We start from the raw sequence: 18,169 nt of genomic DNA on the forward strand, positions 1-18,169 counted from the left end.
GTCTGCGCATCGGCGACAGCCGCCGAGGCAGGGTGTGCGACCGTGGCCGCACACGGCCGCGGTACGCGGGCGGTCACCGTAGTGCCGCCGAAGCTCCGCGCAGCGGTCATCGCGTCACCCCCTCATCAGAGCTTGCTGCAAGCAGTTCCGCGCACTTCTCCCCCAGCATGAGCACGCCGATCATCGGGTTCACCGCGAACATCGTCGGGAAGACCGACGCGTCCGCGATGCGGATGCCCTCCAGGCCGCGGATCCGCAACGTCGGGTCCACCACGGCCGTTTCGTCGGTGGCGGCGCCCATCTTGCAAGTGCCCGCCGGGTGGTAGACGGTGTGTGCGACCTTGCGCGCGTACTCGCTCAGTTCCTCGTCCGAGGTGACCTCCGGGCCGGGGCACACCTCGCGCTTCAGCCAGCCCGCCAGCGGGGCGGTCCCGGCTATCTCGCGGGCGATCTTGATGCCGTCGACCAGGGTCTTCCCGTCGTAGTCATCCTCGTCCGTGAAGTACCGGAAGTCGAGGGCCGGTTTGACCTCGGGATCGGCGCTGGTGAGGTAGACGCGGCCGCGGCTGCGGGACTTGGGGATGTTCGGCGTCATCGAGACGCCGTGCTCCGGCCTCTCGTAGCCCAGCCGCTCCGGGTTGTCCGTGAACGGGATCTGGTAGAAGTGGAACATCAGGTCCGGGCCCCGGGATTCGGGGTCGCGGCGCACGAAGAGGGCCGCGTCGGAGTCCATCGCGGAGTTGTCCGGGATCGGGCCGTCCGTCTCCCAGACGATCACCGACTCCGGGTGGTCGAGCAGGTTCTCGCCGACGCCCGGCAGGTCGTGCACGACGGGGATGCCCAGCGCCTCCAGGTCCGCCTTCGGGCCGATGCCCGAGTGCATCAGCAGCCGCGGCGAGTCCACCGCGCCCGCGCAGACCAGCACCTCGCGCGCGGCCTCGACGAGGATCTCCGCGCCGTCCTTGGTACGGACGTGCACGCCCTTGGCCCGGTTGCCGTCCATCTCCAGCTTGTGGGCCCAGGTCTCCAGCATCAGCGTGAGGTTGGGGCGGTCCCCGGCCTCCATGTGCGGGTGGAGGTAGGCCACGGAGGCGGACGAGCGCTTGTTGTTCTCGGGGTGGTACGCGAGGTCGAGGAAGCCGGCGCCCTCGTGGAACGGCTCCTTGTTGAAGCCCTCCACGCGCGGCACGCCGATCGCCTTCTGCGCGGCCTCGACGAAGTCGCGGGCGATGGCGTTCCGGTCCTTCTCGTGCACCGGGACGATGTTGTTGCGCAGCTTGTGGAAGTACGGGTCCATGGACGCGTGGTCCCAGCCCTCGGCGCCCGCCTCGGCCCACTCGTCCCAGTCGCCGGGCAGCGGCTTGAAGGAGATCAGGGTGTTGTGGGACGAGCAGCCGCCCAGCACCTTGGCGCGGCTGTGCAGGATGTGCGAGTTGCCGCGCGGCTGTTCGGTGGTGGTGTAGCCGTAGTCGAGGTCGCCGCCGAGCAGGCCGAGCCAGCGGCGCAGCGTCAGGACGTCGTCGCGGTCGATGTCCGAGGGGCCGCCCTCGATGACGGCGACGGTGACGTCGGGGTCCTCGGTGAGGCGCGAGGCGATGACGGAACCGGCCGTTCCGCCACCGATGACGACGTAGTCGTAGACGGGCATGGGGGTGAACTCCTTACGGTGCCGGGGGGATCGGTGACTCAGCCTGCGAACCAGCGCACCGGCTTGGGCGCCAGGTTCTGGTACACGTGCTTGCTCTCGCGGTACTCGGCGAGTCCCGAGGGCCCCAGCTCCCGGCCGATGCCGGACTTGCCGAAGCCGCCCCACTCCGCCTGCGGCAGATAGGGGTGGTAGTCGTTGATCCACACGGTGCCGTGGCGCAGCCGCCCGGCGACCCGGCGGGCGCGGCCCGCGTCCTTGGTCCAGACGGCGCCGGCGAGCCCGTACTCGGTGTCGTTGGCGAGGGCCACGGCCTCGTCCTCGGTGCGGAAGGTCTCGACGGTGAGGATGGGCCCGAAGGTCTCCTCGCGGACGACCTTCATCCGGCGGTGGCAGCGGTCGAGCACGGTCGGCGCGTAGAAGTAACCGGTCGCCGGGCGCACGTCGTTCGCCTCGGGGCGCACGCCGCCGCTGCGCAGCACCGCGCCCTCGTCGAGCGCGGAGGCGACGTAGGCCTCCACCTTCGCCAGCTGCTGCGCGGAGACGAGGGGGCCGCACTCGACGCCGTCCTCGGTGCCGCGGCCGAGGCGGATGCGGTCGGCGCGGCGGGCGAGTTCGGCGACGAACCGCTCGCGCACGGACTCCTCGACGATGAGCCGGGCGCCGGCCGAGCACACCTGGCCGCTGTGGATGAAGGCGGCGTTGAGGGCCTGGTCGACGGCCGTGTCGAAGTCCTCGTCGGTGGCGCAGGCGTCGGCGAAGACCACGTTGGGGTTCTTGCCGCCGAGTTCGAGGGCGACCTTCTTGACGGTGGGCGCGGCGGCCTGCATGACCTTGGTGCCGCTGGCGAGCCCGCCGGTGAAGGAGACGAGGTCGACGCCGGGGTGATCGGAGAGCCGGGCGCCCACCGGGTCGCCCGCGCCGGTCACCATGTTGGCGACACCGGCCGGCAGGCCGGCCTCGGCGAGCAGCCGGATCAGGTGCACGGTGGACAGCGGGGTCACTTCGCTCGGCTTGATGACGAACGTGTTGCCCGCCGCCAGCGCCGGGGCGACCTTCCAGCTGGCCTGCAGCAGCGGGTAGTTCCACGGCGTGATCAGCGCACAGACGCCGACGGGCTCGTGGACGACGACGCTGTGCACGTCCGGGGAGCCGGTGTCGACGACGCGGCCGCCGCTCTCGTTGATCACGAGATCGGCGAAGTAGCGGAAGGCGTTGGCGACGTCGTCGACGTCGACACGGCCCTCGGAGAGGGTCTTGCCGGTGTCGCGGCTCTCGACGAGCGCGATCTCCTCGCGGTCGCGCTCCAGGAGCTCCGCGACCCGGCGCAGCACGCGGGCGCGCTCGGCGACGGGGGTGTGCGGCCAGGTGCCCTCGTCGAAGGCGCGGCGGGCGGCTTCGACGGCGGCGTCGGCGTCGTCGGCCCCGCCCTCTGCCACGACGGCAAGCGTCTTGGCATCGGCGGGATCGAGCACCTCCCGCTGCGCGCCGGATGCGGCGGGGCGCCACACGCCGTTCACATGGATGGTCTCGACTGACGACATGACTTTGCTGCCTACTTTCCCGTTCTGGCGATCAACGGGTGGCGCCTTACCGGGCTGCGGCGACTTATGCGTCGCCGTTCACAAAGAGTGATGCGGGTCACTTCGTGTTACCGGTGTTTCGGGTGCGGGCCATTCGTGGCTGATCGCGCAGTTCCCCGCGCCCCTGACGGGGCGCGATCCCCCGAATCGGGGGGGCTTGGGGGGCTTGCCCCCCAAGAAACGGCGAAAGGGTGGGACCGGGGCCTCCTCAGCTCGTGCAGTAACCCAGTGGGCAGAACCCCGTCACCAGGCGTTGGAACACCCCCACGGACGGTGTCCAGTCGGTCGCCGGGCCGCCCACCAGCAGCGCGTACCGTTTGCGGTCCGGTGCCGTGTAGGCGTAGATCACCACGCGGCGCGCGCTCCCGTCGTCCCGTGTGTACGTGTACTCCAGCTGCGCCGCGTCCCCGCTCAGCCTCGTCAGGGCGATCCGCTGGTAGCCGGGGTTGCCGGTGACGTCCTTCTCCGTCGTCGCGAGGGCGTCGTACGAGTCCGCGACGGGCTCCGTCATCACGAAGACCTGGATCACGCTGCGGTCGTCCGCCGGCTTGTAGAAGACGCTGTTGCCGCTCGTGGAGCGCAGCCAGCCCACCGGCACGTCCAGCCGGAAACCGGCCGGGTCCTGGGTGCGCACGTACCCGGCGGCCACCGAAGCCGAGGCCGAGGCCACGGCCGACGGCGGCGGTGTCCCCAGAATGTCCGGCGCGGCCGACGACGGCACCGGGGCGGGATGCCCGCCCCCGCTCCCGTCGTCCCGTACCAGGGCCCACACCCCGACGCCCAGGCCGCCCGCGAGGACCACCCCGGCCACCGAGGCGGCCAGGACGGACACGTGCGAGCGGCCGGCCGGGGGGCGGTCCCCCGGCAGCCGGTCCGCCGGCTCCTGCGGCGGACCCTCCACCCACTGCTGATGGTCGGCATCCCAGTGGCTCATGGTCCTCACCGCCTCACGCCAGTAAGGCGGTGATCGCCTGGACGAGGGTCACCGCCGACGCCAGCCCTCCGGCCGCGGTGGCCCCGGCGCCCAGCAGGGACTTCAGCCGTTCGAGCCGGGGGCGCCCGGTGCGGCCTGTGCGCCACGCCTCCTCGCGCAGGCCGGCGAGTTCGGCGTCGACCTCGTCGAGCCGGTCACCGTCGGTGTGGGCGAGCAGCGGCAGGTCCTGCTGCAGCAGCCGTACGGCCTCCAGGAGTTCCGGGGTGACCAGGAACAACTGCCGTGAGGCGTCCACCGCTTCGGCCCGCTCGCCCGCGGCGACGGCGCCCCCGCTCATCTCGCCGACGGCGACGCCCCCTTCGGCGGGCACCTCGGCGGGCACCGGCGTCCCGGACGGGCCGACCGGCACCTGCGGCCCCACCCGCTCCGAGCGGTCCTCCGCCCTCGCCCCCTTCCCGCCGGCAACCGCGCCGCCCGTCATCCGGCCGATGGAGATGCCCCCGCCGGAACCGCCGCCGTCCTGCTGACCGTTCATCGTCCCCCGCTTCCTGCCGCGCTCGTGGCCTCGGCCCCCGCGCCGACGGCGACCGCGCCGCCGCTCATCGAGCCGATGTACATGCCGCCTTCGCTGATCTGCACGATCTGCTGCTCGAACTGGTCGGTCTGGTAGCCCTGGGAGCGCAGCGCCTCCCGGACCCCGCTCGCGATGCGGTCCTGGACCGTCTTCACGTAGCGGCTGATGTCCATCTCCTGGAACAGCGACACCCGCTGCACCCCGGCCAGTTCCCGCACCGAGTCGGCCGGCCCGTCCGGCACGGCGCGCTGCGGGTCGTGGAGCCAGGTGCGGAAGCCGCAGACCGCCGAGCGGACCGTGGAGACCGCGGCCGCGAACCCGGCGGCGGGCGCGCTCAGCAGCGCGCGCAGGCCGTCGCGCAGCAGGTCCTCCTCGCCGCGCCCCGCGATCACGTCGACCGCGCGGAACTCGGGCCGGATCGGCGTCAGGACGTGCGGCACGACCTCCAGCACCAGCATCCCGCCCTGCGTGTGCACCCGGACCAGCACGGAGACGACGACCTGCTCGTCCCACGCACCGATGCGCACCCGCAGGAAGTACCGGCGGCCCTCGCCGCCCTCGTCGACCGAGTCGTCCAGGTGTTGGCGGACCGTCAGGTCGGCGTAGTCCACAGCGAACCGCTGCGGGCCGACGGGCAGATAGACGAACTCCTCGATCTCCAGGTCCTTCAGCCGGTCCCGGCTGGTCGCGGCGGCGGCCTCGCGCAGGGCCTCCAGCCGCGGCCGGATCAGGTCGACGACCAGCCGGCCGGTGAACGGCACCGCCCCGTCCACCCCCGCCATGTGCTTCCCCCGCCTGAGCTCCAGGGCGAAGGACCACGGCTCGTACGGGCGGCCCATGCCGATGAAGGGGCGGGAGGGGTCGTAGATGGTGAGCCCCGCGTACTGTTCGCGGGCGATGGCGTCGGCGATCCGCCGGTGGTAGGTGCTCGCCGGGAAGGCCCGGGGCTGCTGGGCGAAGCGCTGCCGGCCCAGCTCGTCGCGCATGACGGCCGCCACGCGGGTGCGGTGGTTCCACACGGGGAGCACCAGCAGCAGCGGGAAGATCACGGCGGCCCAGTCGTTCACCCCGAACGCGAGGGCGCCGAGTGCGGAGATCCAGTAGCCGAGCGACAGCAGCGGCGGCAGCACGGGCAGGGCCGCGCGCAGGGCGCGCAGCGCGCCGCTGCCCTTGAGGGCCTGGCGCAGGGTGCGTCTGTCGACGACGTAGACGGACGAGCCCCGCCCGGCGGCCGCCTGGACGCCCCAGTGCAGGAAGCACACCCCGGCGTACGCCGCCGCCCACATCGGCGCCCCGCCCGTGGCCGCGTCCACGAGGACGAATACCAGCCAGAGGGCCAGGAGCAGCAGCGCCGTCTGCGTGTCCTGCCCGCGGGCGCGCAGGGCGTGGGTGAGCACCGGCACGACGTCCACGCCCAGCGAGGGGGCGATGGGCCGCTCCTCGTGTTCCACCAGTTCCTCGATGACGCGGCGGCGGAAGTCGATGTCGAGGTAAGTCCCCGCACAGAGCAGCCTGGTGGCCTCGCTGCGGGAGTCCTGTTGAGCAGAGTGATTCACGGGTCCCCCGATCCGTCGAACTCACTTGCGGACTACATGAGTTGACGTATGTTCGGAAGAACTCAGAATAAGCCGAACGGCCCGCCACCGACCCCACTGGGGAGCAGATGACGGGCCGAATTTCGCCCCGTACGTGCGTACCGCGCTACGCGTGTACGAATCCGTCAGGCTTCTCGGTCGGTCCCTCAGATGAGGCCGAGGGCGCGGACGGCGTCGCGCTCCTCCACGAGCTCCTGCACCGAGGCGTCGATGCGGGTGCGGGAGAACTCGTTGATGTCCAGGCCCTGGACGATCTCGTACTTGCCGTCCTTGCAGACGACCGGGAAGGAGGAGATGAGGCCCTGGGGGACGCCGTAGGAGCCGTCCGAGGGGATGCCCATGGAGGTCCAGTCGCCCGCGGCCGTGCCGTTGACCCAGGTGTGGACGTGGTCGATGGCGGCGTTGGCGGCGGAGGCGGCCGAGGAGGCGCCACGGGCCTCGATGATGGCGGCACCGCGCTTGGCGACGGTCGGGATGAAGCTGTCGGCCAGCCACTGCTCGTCGTTCACGACCTCGGCGGCGTTCTTGCCGGCGACCTCGGCGTGGAAGACGTCCGGGTACTGGGTGGCGGAGTGGTTGCCCCAGATCGTCAGCTTCTTGACGTCGGCGACGGAGACACCGGCCTTCTTCGCCAGCTGCGTGACCGCGCGGTTGTGGTCGAGGCGGGTCATCGCGGTGAAGCGCTCGGCCGGCACGTCCGGAGCGGCGGCCTGGGCGATCAGGGCGTTGGTGTTGGCCGGGTTGCCGACGACCAGGACCTTGATGTCGTCCGCGGCGTGGTCGTTGATGGCCTTGCCCTGCGGCTTGAAGATGCCGCCGTTGGCCTCCAGCAGGTCGCCGCGCTCCATGCCCTTGGTGCGGGGACGGGCACCCACGAGCAGTGCGACGTTGGCGCCGGAGAAGGCCACGTTCGGGTCGTCCGTGATCTCGATGCCGCGCAGCAGCGGGAAGGCGCAGTCGTCGAGCTCCATCGCGGTGCCCTCGGCGGCCTTCAGGCCCTGCGGGATCTCCAGCAGGCGCAGCTTGACCGGCACGTCCGCGCCGAGGAGGTGACCGGAAGCGATGCGGAAGAGCAGCGCGTAGCCGATCTGACCGGCCGCGCCGGTGACGGTGACATTGACGGGAGTGCGGGTCATGGCGATCTCCTGCTGCAAAAACGGCGGTGGGTGTCCCTGCCCAAGGTGGCGGATCTCTCTCGGTGTCAAGAGATCCGGCGTCAGGCTATCCGACCCGGCAGCCGCGCTGCGGCCGACCCGGTGTGGGACGCCTCACCGTCCGCCCGTCAACCCGCCGTCCCCGCCGCTGCCCGCGGCACCGTGCACCCCTTGCGGCCCGACGTCAGCGTCACGCACGCGGTGGCCTGGCCCGGCCCCTCGACGGGGACCATGTTCGTGTGCGCGTCCGTGCCCCGGTCCACCCGGCCGCGCTCGGTCCGCACCGCAGTCGCGCCGTCGCTGCTTATCCGCAGGGAGTCCCCCGGCACCGCCTGCGTCAGCCGCGCCCAGGCGGCACCGCAGACCTTGCTGTAGCGGACCTCGACGTACGAGGTGCCCACCGTCGTGGAGCCGGCCGTCGCCGCGTGCTGCCCGCCGCAGCCCATGGCCTCCGGGTCCTTGCCCGTGCACTCCGCGCCCGTGCACTTCACCCCTGCGGGCACCGGCGCCGGACTGCTGCTGATACTCGGCGAGGTGAGCGGGCCCTCGGCCTTCTTCCCGCCGTCGTCGCCCGAGCCGAGCAGCAGCACCGCGGAGACGATCACCAGCGCCGTGCCCACTGCGCCGAGGGCGAACAGCACCGCCGTGCGCCGCGGGGAACGGCCGCCGCCGCGCCCGCCGCTCCTGCCGTCGTTGCTGCTCTTGTCGCCCTTGCCGGCCTTACCGCTCTTGTCGACGGGGATCGCCTTCGCCCGCACGTCGGCCGATTCGCGGGACCGGGACAGCAGCGGCCGGCCGCGCCCGCCCGACGCCCTGGACCCGGCGGCGGCGCCTTCGGACGTACCGGAGGCCCCGGACCCGCCCCCTTCGGCGTCACGCGGCTTTTCGAGCCGCACCGCCCCCTCCTGGCGTGCGGAGCCCTCCGGCTCCGCCGACCCGGCGGCCGGGGCCGCCTGGGCCGTCGAACCCGCCGCGCGCGATGCGCCCTCGCTGCGCAGGGCGGACAGGATCCGCCTGCCGCCCCCCTTCCGGCCGCGGCCCTCGGCCTCCGGCGGAGGGCCGAACGCGCCCAGCGCGGCCCGCGCCTCGGCGACCTTGATCGCCTCCATCGTCACGTCGTGCCGCAGCTCCGAGCGGCTCCACGAGCGCTCGGCCAGCTCCCACATCGTGCCCAGATGGCCCGGGTCGGCGCCCGTGGCCTCGGCGAGCGCCTCGGCAGCGCCCCGCGGCGGCAGCAGACGCCCGTTCAGATAGCGCTCCCAGGACGTCTTGCTGTAGCCGGTGCGGTCCGCGACGGCGGCGATGCTCAGACCGCTCCGCTCGACGAGTCTGCGCAGCTGTTCGGCGAACTCGCGGACCTGCGGGTCGAGTTCCTCCGGTAGCGCCCTCCAACGAGGCATTGCCCTCCCCTGTCCCCCGATGCGAACGTCGTCTTCCCCCGTGCCGCCGTGCTTCCCCCTCCACAGCCTCGGTTCCGGCTACCCAGGGGGATGGCACAACTCAGCATGTCAGTTCCCAACAAGGCGGCGCACGGTGGCATTTGGGGTTGATCAAACTCGCCGGTCGCACGCCCCCGGGGGCACTCGCGTCACCGGGCGGTGATATTCGGCGGGGATTTGGTACGGGACGCGGACCTCGTACCGGAACGGTCACCCCCGGGCCACAGCGGACCGGCCGGCATTGATCCGGATTCCCGTTTTCATGATCCTCAAGGACGAGCGGCGGCCTGTCCTCCCACGGGGGTGGAGGACCGGTCGCCGGCTCTCCTCCACCCCTCTTCCTACCCGCACACCGCCGGGGTCAAAGCACGGCTCACAGCAGACTCTTCTTCAGACCCTCCTCCAGCGCGCCGAGGAACTCCTCGGTGGTCAGCCACGGCTGCTCGGGACCGATCAGCTGGGCCAGGTCCTTCGTCATCCGGCCGCGCTCGACCGTCTCGGTGCACACCCGCTCCAGGGCCCGCGCGAACCCGGTGACCTCGGGGGTGCCGTCGAGCCGTCCGCGGTGGGCCAGGCCGCGGGTCCAGGCGTGGACGGAGGCGATCGGGTTGGTCGAGGTCTCCTTGCCCTGCTGGTGGCGGCGGTAGTGGCGGGTGACCGTGCCGTGCGCCGCCTCCGCCGTGACGGTCCGGCCGTCCGGGGACATCAGCACCGAGGTCATCAGGCCCAGCGAGCCGAAGCCCTGCGCGACGACGCCGGACGGCACGTCGCCGTCGTGGTTCTTGCACGCCCAGACGTAGCCGCCCGGCGACTTCAGCACCATGGCCACCATGTCGTCGACCGTCCGGTGCTCGTAGACCAGCTTCCCCGCCTCGAAGTCCGCCCGGAACTCGGCGTCGAAGACCTCCTGGAAGAGGTCCTTGAAGCGGCCGTCGTACTTCTTCAGGACCGTGTTCCTCGTGGACAGGTAGACCGGGTAGCCGCGCTCCAGCCCGTAGCGGAACGAGGCCCGCGCGAAGTCCCGGACGGAGTCGTCCAGGTTGTACATCGCCAGCGCCACACCCGGGCCCGGGAACTCGTACACCTCCAGCTCGACCGGTTCCGAGCCGTCCTGCGGGGTGAACGCCAGGGTGAGCGTGCCCGGGCCCGGGACCTTGAGGTCCGTCGCGCGGTACTGGTCGCCGAAGGCGTGGCGGCCGACGACGATCGGCTTCGTCCAGCCCGGCACCGGGCGGGGCACATTGCCCACGATGACCGGCTCGCGGAAGACCGTCCCGCCGAGGATCGAGCGGAGGGTGCCGCCGGGCGAGCGGTACATCGCCTTGAGGCCGAACTCCTCGACCCGCGCCTCGTCCGGCGTGATCGTCGCGCACTTCACACCGACGCCGTGCTCCGCGACGGCGTGCGCCGCGTCGATCGTGACCTGGTCGTTGGTGGCGTCGCGGCGCTCGATGCCCAGGTCGAAGCGGATCAGCTCGACATCGAGATACGGCAGGACCAGCCGGTCCCTGATGAACTGCCAGATGATGCGGGCCATCTCGTCGCCGTCGAGCTCGACGACCGGGTTGGCAACCTTGATCTTCGTCATGAGCGGACCGTCCCTCTCACGCAGCAGCCGGGGTCCCCCGCCGGGAGGCAGCGCCCCTCCCCGGCCCGGAGGCGGGGAGGGAACACCTCGCCCTCAAGATACGCACTCCTACTGCACGGTGAAGTGCAGCACGTCGTCGAGGAAGGGGATCTTCAGCCAGGCGTGCGGCTGGGCCATCAGGGCCAGCAGCACGATCGCCACGCCCAGCCCGCCGTACGTGAACAGGTCCGTGAACCGCGAGCGCACCGCCAGCATGCCCACCGAGGGCAGCGTCCAGCGCAGCACCGCGCCGCCGATCATCGCCAGCCCGATGATGATCGCGCCGACGCGCCAGGCGTCGAGGGCGACGACCAGCAGGCCCAGCCCGGTCCCCGCCATGACCGCCAGCAGCGGCCACTGCCGCGCGGGCGCGGGGGCACCGCCGGGCGCGGCGCGCCCGCCGCCCTCGGGGCGCGCCGTGTCCTGCGTGAGCCGGGGAGGCCGCCGGGACGCCGGATGCGCCGGCTTGGCGCCCTTGGCCGGCTGCGCGCCCTTGGCGGACTCGGAGGACTTGGCGGGCCCGGCGGGCTTGGCGGGCTTGCGCTCGCCGGGCGCGGAGCCGGAGCCGGACTCAGCCTGCATGGTCGATTCCGGCGGCACGCTCGGCGGCCTCCACGACGTTGACCAGCAGCAGGGCGCGCGTCATCGGGCCGACGCCGCCCGGGTTCGGGGAGATCCAGCCGGCCACCTCGGCCACGCCCGGGTCCACGTCGCCCATGATCTTGCCCTCGCCGTCCCGGCTGACGCCCACGTCCAGCACCGCCGCGCCCGGTTTGACGTCCTCCGGCTTGATCAGGTGCCCGACGCCCGCGGCGGCCACGATGATGTCCGCCTTGCGCAGCTGCGCCGACAGGTCGCGGGTGCCGGTGTGGCAGAGGGTGACGGTGGCGTTCTCGGTCCTGCGGGTCAGCAGCAGCCCGATGGACCGGCCGACGGTGATGCCGCGGCCGACGACCACCACGTGCGCGCCGTTGATCTCGACGTTGTGACGGCGCAGCAGCTCGATGATGCCGTTCGGGGTGCAGGGCAGCGGGCCGGTCTCGTTGAGCACCAGGCGGCCCAGGCTCATCGGGTGCAGGCCGTCGGCGTCCTTGGCCGGGTCCATCAGCTCCAGGACGCGGTTGGTGTCGATGCCCTTGGGGAGCGGGAGTTGGACGATGTACCCCGTGCACTCGGGGTTCTCGTTGAGCTCGCGGACGACCGCCTCGATCTCCTCCTGGGTGGCCGTCGCGGGGAGTTCGCGCTGGATGGAGGCGATGCCCACCTCCGCGCAGTCGCGGTGCTTGCCGGCCACGTACCACTTGCTGCCGGGGTCGTCGCCGACGAGGAGGGTGCCCAGGCCGGGCTGCACGCCCTCGGCCTTCAGCGCCTCCACGCGGACGGTGAGTTCGGACTTGATCGCGGCCGCGGTGGCCTTGCCATCGAGAATCTGGGCGGTCATGGCCCCATCCTCGCGGATGGGACGGCCCGGGTTCCACTCAGGTGGCCTGCGCCTACGATGTCGGCCGTCCCCAGCCGCACCGCTCGAAGGATCCAGGTGACCCACCCGTCCTACCCCCCGTACCCGCAGCAGCCGGCCGCACCGGGCTACCCGCCCCCGCCGGGGGCGTACCCGCCGCCGCCGTTCCCCCAGCAGCCGGGACCGTACGGCCAGATGCCGTACGGGCAGATGCCGCCCGCCATGCCGCAGCGCCCGCCGCTGGCGGGCTGGTGGTCGCGCGTGGGCGCGACGATGCTCGACGGCCTGATAGGCGGGCTGGTGCCGATGGCCCTGTTCGTCGCCGGGTTCGTGATGATCATCATGGGCGCCCACCGCAGCTGCACGTTCAGCACCGACGGCTACTCCGTCTGCGAGCCGTCGTCGAAGGGCGAGATGTTCGGCGGCATGGCGCTGATGGGCGTCGGCTGGCTCGTCGGCATGATCATCGGCTTCTGGATGCTGTACCGCCAGGGCAAGACCGGCCAGACGCCCGGCAAGAAGGCGATGAACATCGCCGTCCTGCGCGAGCGCGACGGCATGCCGCTCGGCTTCGGCATGACCTTCGTGCGCAACCTGTGCCACTTCTTCGACGGGTTCCTCTACCTCGGCTACCTGTGGCCGCTGTGGGACGAGAAGAACCAGACGTTCGCCGACAAGATGGTCGGCACGGTGGTGATCCGCACCCGCTGAGGGCACGGCCCCGCGCCCCGAAAGGGGCGCGGGGACTGCGCGAGCAACCGAGGACGGCCCGCAGCCGAAGTACCGCGTCAGTGGAAGAAGTGCCGCGTACCGGTGAAGTACATGGTCACCCCGGCCGCCTTCGCTGCCTCCACCACCTGCTCGTCACGAACCGAACCACCCGGCTGCGCAACGGCCTTGACGCCCGCGGCCGTGAGCACCTCCAGCCCGTCCGGGAACGGGAAGAACGCATCCGAGGCGGCGTACGAACCGCGCGCCCGCTCCTCGCCGGCGCGCTGGACGGCCAGCTTGGCGGAGTCGACCCGGTTGACCTGGCCCATGCCCACGCCGACGGTCGCACTGTCCTTGGCCAGCAGGATCGCGTTGGACTTCACCGCGCGGCACGCCTTCCACGCGAACGCCAGCTCGGCCAGCTCCGCTTCGGACAGCGGCTCGCCCGTCGCCAGCGTCCAGTGCGCCGGGTCGTCGCCCTCGGCCTGCAGCCGGTCCTTCACCTGCAGCAGCAGGCCGCCCTCGATCGGCCGGACCTCCTTGACCGCGCACGGGGCGTCGGGGCAGCGCAGCACGCGGATGTTCTTCTTGCGGGCCAGCACCTCGACCGCGCCGTCCTCGTAGGCAGGGGCGACGATGACCTCGGTGAAGATCTCCGCGACCTGCTCGGCCATGGCCACCGACACCGGGCGGTTGACGGCGATGACGCCGCCGAACGCCGACAGCGGGTCGCAGGCGTGGGCCTTGCGGTGCGCCTCGGCGACGTCCGAACCGGTCGCGATGCCACAGGGGTTGGCGTGCTTGATGATCGCGACGCAGGGCTCGTCGTGGTCGTACGCGGCCCGGCGGGCGGCCTCGGTGTCGACGTAGTTGTTGTACGACATCTCCTTGCCGTGCAACTGCTCGGCGGAGGCCAGGCCCTTGCCGTCCCCGTCGGTGTAGAGGGCGGCGGGCTGGTGCGGGTTCTCGCCGTAACGCAGCACGTTGGAGCGGGAGTAGACGGCGCCGGCGAACTCGGGGAAGCCACTGTCGTCGGCGGCGGCGTAGTCGGTGACGAACCAGCCGGCCACCGCCACGTCGTAGGCGGCGGTGTGCTGGAAGGCCTGCGCAGCAAGGCGCTTGCGCTGCGCGAGGTCGAAGCCGCCGGCGGCGACGGCCGCGAGGACGTCGTCGTAACGGGCCGGGTCGACGACCACGGCCACGGACGGGTGGTTCTTGGCGGCGGCGCGGACCATCGACGGGCCGCCGATGTCGATCTGCTCGACGCACTCGTCCGGGGTGGCGCCGGAGGCGACGGTCTCCCGGAACGGGTAGAGGTTGACGATCACGAGCTCGAACGGCGCGACGCCCAGCTCCGCGAGCTGCTCGCGGTGCGCGTCGAGGCGCTGGTCGGCGAGGATGCCCGCGTGGACGCGCGGGTGCAGGGTCTTGACGCGCCCGTCCAGGCACTCGGGGAAGCCGGTGAGCTCCTCCACCCTGGTGACCGGGACGCCCGCCGCGGCGATCTTCCCGGCCGTCGAGCCCGTCGAGACGAGTTCGACGCCCGCCGCGTGCAGGCCGCGGGCGAGCTCCTCCAGCCCCGTCTTGTCGTAGACGCTGACCAGCGCGCGGCGGATGGGCCGCTTGGTGCCTTCGGCGGTCACGGGATTCACTGGATCCGTACCTTTCGTCCCTCTATGCGGTAGCCGTGCCGGGCCAGTCGGCCCACGACTTCGACGAGCAGCTGTCGCTCGACTTCCTTGATCCGCTCGTGCAGCGCGGATTCGTCGTCCTCGTCCCTGACCTCCACCACACCCTGCGCGATGACGGGTCCGGTGTCGACGCCCTCGTCGACGAAGTGGACGGTGCAGCCGGTCACCTTCACCCCGGACGCGAGCGCGTCGCGCACGGCGTGGGCGCCGGGAAAGCTGGGCAGCAGAGCGGGGTGGGTATTGACCGTCCGCCCGCCGTACCGGGCCAGGAAGGCCTCCCCCACGACCTTCATGAAGCCGGCGGACACCACCAGGTCCGGCTCGTACCCGGCCACCGCCTCGGCGAGCGCCGCGTCCCAGGCCTCCCGCGTGGGGTGGTCCTGCACCCGGCAGACGAAGGTGGGCAGCCCGGCGCGCTCGGCGCGCTCCAGCCCGGCGATGCCGTCCCGGTCGGCACCCACGGCCACGATCCGCGCACCGTAGCCAGGATCGGCGGCGATGGCGTCGATCAGGGCCTGCAGGTTCGTACCGGAACCCGAGACCAGCACGACGAGGCGGGCAGGACGTCCAGCAGGGGCATCCACGGCGGGGGCCCTTTCTCGCGGGGCGGGACAACTGGTTTGTATGGACGTACGAAAAGGAGAGGCTCCCCGATACGGGGATCCCTACGAAGCCGACGGCCGCCAGCAACGATACCGGCACACCGCCCGGCCCCCACGGGACGGGGGCACGCACGGGAGGTAGCGTCTGCAAGCGGGCGCTTCACGCACGCCGCCGTAGGCTCGAAGTGCAGGACGACGAGACCAGGGGAAGACACACTCCACATGCCGGACCGACGCCGCCACGCGGCTCACCGCCCCCCGCTGCCCGCCGCGCAGGCGTTCCGCATGCCGCACGACCGACAGGCGCCGCCCGCGGACCACCGGGATTCCCGGGACGACAACCCCTTCGCGCCGCCGCCCGAGGGCCAGGCGGACCGCCCCTGGCAGCCGCGGAAGTCCTCCGGAACGCCCTCCGGGGAGGACGGCTCCTCCGGTTCCTCCGGGGACGGCTCCGGGGAGCAGCCCCCCGGCTGGGGCAGCCAGTGGAGCAGCCGCCAGCCCGGCCGCCACGACGGCGGCTTCGGCGGCGGCCCCGGCGGCGGCCCGCAGGGCCCGCTGCCCGGCGGCAACGGCGGCCTGCGCTGGGACCCGACGGACCCGGCCCAACGGCGCGCCCGCTACGCCCTGTTGGCGGGCATGTGGGGCTTCTTCTTCGCCCTGTTCAGCATCCCGCAGGTGGCCCTGCTGCTGGGCGCGCTCTCGGTCTACTGGGCCGTCAGCTCCCTGCGCGCCAAGCCGAAGCCCCGCGACCCGGACGCCCCGCCGCCCCCGCCGGGCGGCTTCCGCCCCCAGACCACGGCAGCCGTGAGCGGCCTGGTCACGGGCGGCCTGGCCCTGGTGATCGTGGCGACGACGTTCGCCTTCCAGCTGGCGTACCGCGACTACTACACGTGCGTGGACGACGCCCTGACGCAGACGTCGCGCCAGGCGTGCGAGACGCACCTGCCGAAGCAGCTGCGACCGCTGCTGGAGGTGCAGGATTAGGGGCTGCGCCCCGTAAGGGGCGCGGGGCTCTGCTGAATTTGCGGCTCCGCCGCGTGGGCGCGAGCAACCACAACGCACCCGCACCCGAAGCACCGCCCCGATCAGTCCCCGTCCTGCGGCTCAAAATCGGGCATCAGCCCGCCCCCCGACTCCTTGAGCGCAGCCCACCGCACCCGCCGGGACCCGGTCTCGTGCCATGTCTCCGTCGGCGGCCCGTGGTACGAGGCCGAGAACACCGACCCGGGGATCGGCACCGCCCCGTGCCCCGTCGCCTTGCGACGGCGGCCCCGGAACGCCCGCTTCGGCTGCGGCTTGGCCCGCCGCCGTCGCGCGGGCGGCGGCGCGTCCGCCTCCGTCTCCTCTGATTCCGCCCCGGCGGGAGCCGCCGAGGCGGCAGCCACCGCCTCCTCCACCGTCGGCTTCAGCGGCAGCGTCTCCGACGCGTACGTCACGGCCGGCTCGGCGGCCCCGCCCCCGGCCGCGAAGCCGAACCACGCCGCAGTGGCCCGGTAGGCCCGCACCGGCCACGCCGGCCGCCGCCTGGCCCGCGCCCGCGCCCTGGCCCGCGCCCGAGGCGGCGCCGACTCCTCCGGCTGCTCATCGGCCACAGGCGTCTCGGCCACGGCTTCCGCCGCAGGCACCTCCGCACTGCGCTCCGCCCGCCGCCGCAGCCACCGCAGCACCAGCGCGCCCGGCACCCCGACCGAGGCCGTCCACATCAGCGCCGCCTCGCCCGTGTGCAGGCACGACGGGCCGAAGCGCGCGAGGACGGACGTGCCGAGGGAACCGGCCGAGGCGTACGCCAGCAAGGTGATCAGCACCGAGCAGAGCACCGCCCCGAGCGCGGCCGTCACGGTCACCTCGCGGCGCCCCGCCACGACCGGCCGCCCCGGCACCGCGGCATGGGCGACGGCCGCCCCCGCCGCGACCGACAGCACCACCGAGGCCACCACCGCCGGCGGCCCCGCGGCCCCCGGCCCCGGCAGCGCCGCGAGCAGCGGGAAGTGCGGCAGCACGGGGTGGTGGCTGTGCACGGCGAGCGGCGCGACCACACTGCCCGTACCGGCGCCGAACCCGGCCCCGAGCACGTACGCCACCGCCCAGACCACGGCGTTGGGCAGCAGCACGAAGCTCAGCAGCCCCACCGACACCCGCCCGGCCCAGCCCGCCGCGAGCTGGGCGAAGGCCTCCCGCACCCCGCCCGCGTGCACGGCCAGCGACACGGCGACGACCAGCATCCCCTCGGCGAGCAGCGCGGCCGTGCCGACGGCGGCGGTCCACAGGATCGCGATCATGCGGCGGCGCGTGAACCAGCGGCGCACCCACCCGGGCACCGCCTCCACCACGCGCCGCGCGCGCCCGGCCGGCTTCCACGCCGGCCAGCCCGCGGCCGCCCACATCCCGGCGGCCGCGAACAGTGCGGCGAACAGCGGCAGATGGAGCAGTGCGCTCAGCGGCGAGACGTGCACGGGGGACGGGGCGGCGTAGAGCGCGGCGGCGGTGCCCACGAGCAGATAGCCGCCCAGGTAGACGCCGAGCGCGGTGCGCACCGGGAGCCGGGGGGCCGGGGGCCGTTCGGTCTCCTGGACCCGTCCGGCCTCCTCCGCCGTGCCCGTGGTCCCCTCCGCCGCGGCCTCATCCGCGCGCATGAGGTCCTCCACACAGACGAACGCGCCGCCCTCGTCCTCTTCCGGCAACTCGTCGCCGACCGGCTCCAGCGCGTGCCGTGCCGTGCGGTAGAGCAGGGTGCACGGCACGAGGGAGAGCAGCAGCGGCGTCAGCCCGACGGGTGCGGGCGCGCCGGTCAGCGTCTCGGTCCGGACGAGCTCGGCGCCGTGCGCCAGCATCCACAGGTCGGCGGCGACGCGCAGCGCCCCCGTGGGCCCGCTGTCGGGGTACGGGGAGATGATCCACAGCACCAGGACGCCCACGGCGAAGGCCCCGAGCCCCAGCCCCGCGGCGACCACGCCGCCGAGGAAGACCGTGCTCATCGCGGACTGTCCGCGCAGGGCGGACCGTTGGTGCGACGGGAACAACGGGCCAGGGTCGGCGTAATGGGTCACGAGGGACATGCTGCCAAGAACGCGGCTTTGGTCCGGGTATCGGTCACATGGCCGTCGTGTCGCGTCCGCAGGCCCTCACCACGGCCGCGAGCACCGGAAACGGCCGTG

15 protein-coding genes are annotated in these 18,169 nt (G+C 72.8%); 2 read left to right on the forward strand and 13 right to left on the reverse strand.

Annotated features, from left to right (window positions below; translation table 11 throughout):
* Window positions 1–106: 106 nt before the first annotated feature.
* From ACLHRZ_RS38160 to ACLHRZ_RS38205, 10 genes are all read right to left on the reverse strand, one after another.
* A complete protein-coding gene (locus tag ACLHRZ_RS38160; protein ID WP_490423171.1) occupies window positions 107–1,648 on the reverse strand; it encodes a GMC family oxidoreductase in 1,542 nt (513 codons plus the stop codon).
* Window positions 1,649–1,686: 38 nt separating this feature from the next.
* Window positions 1,687–3,189, reverse strand: a complete 1,503-nt coding sequence (locus ACLHRZ_RS38165) for an aldehyde dehydrogenase family protein (protein WP_490423172.1) — start codon at window positions 3,187–3,189, stop codon at window positions 1,687–1,689.
* A gap of 247 nt (window positions 3,190–3,436) precedes the next feature.
* Window positions 3,437–4,162, reverse strand: a complete 726-nt coding sequence (locus ACLHRZ_RS38170; RefSeq protein WP_490423173.1) for a serine/threonine kinase C-terminal domain-containing protein — start codon at window positions 4,160–4,162, stop codon at window positions 3,437–3,439.
* 13 nt (window positions 4,163–4,175) lie between these two features.
* Window positions 4,176–4,697: a hypothetical protein gene (locus ACLHRZ_RS38175; protein WP_490423174.1), complete on the reverse strand. Its 522-nt coding sequence runs from the start codon at window positions 4,695–4,697 to the stop codon at window positions 4,176–4,178.
* The gene (locus ACLHRZ_RS38180; RefSeq protein ID WP_490423175.1) at window positions 4,694–6,292 is read right to left on the reverse strand and encodes an AbeC-like domain-containing protein; all 1,599 of its coding nucleotides are present in this window, start codon (window positions 6,290–6,292) and stop codon (window positions 4,694–4,696) included. Before ACLHRZ_RS38180 ends, ACLHRZ_RS38175 begins: the two co-directional genes overlap by 4 nt.
* A 185-nt stretch (window positions 6,293–6,477) precedes the next feature.
* Window positions 6,478–7,467: a malate dehydrogenase gene (locus ACLHRZ_RS38185; RefSeq protein ID WP_490423176.1), complete on the reverse strand. Its 990-nt coding sequence runs from the start codon at window positions 7,465–7,467 to the stop codon at window positions 6,478–6,480.
* 146 nt (window positions 7,468–7,613) lie between these two features.
* Window positions 7,614–8,885, reverse strand: a complete 1,272-nt coding sequence (locus tag ACLHRZ_RS38190; protein WP_490423177.1) for a helix-turn-helix domain-containing protein — start codon at window positions 8,883–8,885, stop codon at window positions 7,614–7,616.
* A gap of 412 nt (window positions 8,886–9,297) precedes the next feature.
* Entirely contained in the window at window positions 9,298–10,512 is a 1,215-nt protein-coding gene (locus ACLHRZ_RS38195; protein WP_490423178.1) for an NADP-dependent isocitrate dehydrogenase, read from the reverse strand.
* A 108-nt stretch (window positions 10,513–10,620) separates the two neighbouring features.
* Window positions 10,621–11,133 carry a DUF3017 domain-containing protein gene (locus tag ACLHRZ_RS38200; RefSeq protein ID WP_490423179.1) on the reverse strand — a complete coding sequence of 171 codons (513 nt, stop codon included), beginning with the start codon at window positions 11,131–11,133 and terminating at the stop codon, window positions 10,621–10,623.
* The gene (locus ACLHRZ_RS38205) at window positions 11,123–11,992 is read right to left on the reverse strand and encodes a bifunctional methylenetetrahydrofolate dehydrogenase/methenyltetrahydrofolate cyclohydrolase (RefSeq protein ID WP_490423180.1); all 870 of its coding nucleotides are present in this window, start codon (window positions 11,990–11,992) and stop codon (window positions 11,123–11,125) included. Before ACLHRZ_RS38205 ends, ACLHRZ_RS38200 begins: the two co-directional genes overlap by 11 nt.
* Before the next feature lie 96 nt (window positions 11,993–12,088).
* Between ACLHRZ_RS38205 and ACLHRZ_RS38210 the strand changes: the two genes are divergently transcribed.
* Window positions 12,089–12,721, forward strand: coding sequence for an RDD family protein (locus ACLHRZ_RS38210; protein ID WP_490423181.1), 633 nt, complete (start codon window positions 12,089–12,091; stop codon window positions 12,719–12,721).
* 77 nt (window positions 12,722–12,798) lie between these two features.
* On the opposite strand, the gene purH is transcribed toward ACLHRZ_RS38210, so the two are convergent.
* Both purH and purN read right to left on the reverse strand, forming a co-directional pair.
* Entirely contained in the window at window positions 12,799–14,364 is a 1,566-nt protein-coding gene (gene purH / locus ACLHRZ_RS38215; RefSeq protein WP_490423182.1) for a bifunctional phosphoribosylaminoimidazolecarboxamide formyltransferase/IMP cyclohydrolase, read from the reverse strand.
* A 5-nt stretch (window positions 14,365–14,369) separates the two neighbouring features.
* Entirely contained in the window at window positions 14,370–14,996 is a 627-nt protein-coding gene (gene purN, locus ACLHRZ_RS38220; RefSeq protein WP_490423183.1) for a phosphoribosylglycinamide formyltransferase, read from the reverse strand.
* Between the two features lie 240 nt (window positions 14,997–15,236).
* Between purN and ACLHRZ_RS38225 the strand changes: the two genes are divergently transcribed.
* On the forward strand, window positions 15,237–15,998 hold the full coding sequence (locus ACLHRZ_RS38225) for a hypothetical protein (RefSeq protein ID WP_490423184.1): 762 nt from the start codon (window positions 15,237–15,239) through the stop codon (window positions 15,996–15,998).
* A 101-nt stretch (window positions 15,999–16,099) separates the two neighbouring features.
* Here the strand turns inward: ACLHRZ_RS38225 and ACLHRZ_RS38230 are convergent, their stop codons facing one another.
* Window positions 16,100–18,061, reverse strand: coding sequence for a cell division protein PerM (locus tag ACLHRZ_RS38230; RefSeq protein WP_490423185.1), 1,962 nt, complete (start codon window positions 18,059–18,061; stop codon window positions 16,100–16,102).
* Window positions 18,062–18,169 lie beyond the last annotated feature (108 nt).

This window comes from Streptomyces sp. AM25 (assembly GCF_058146165.1).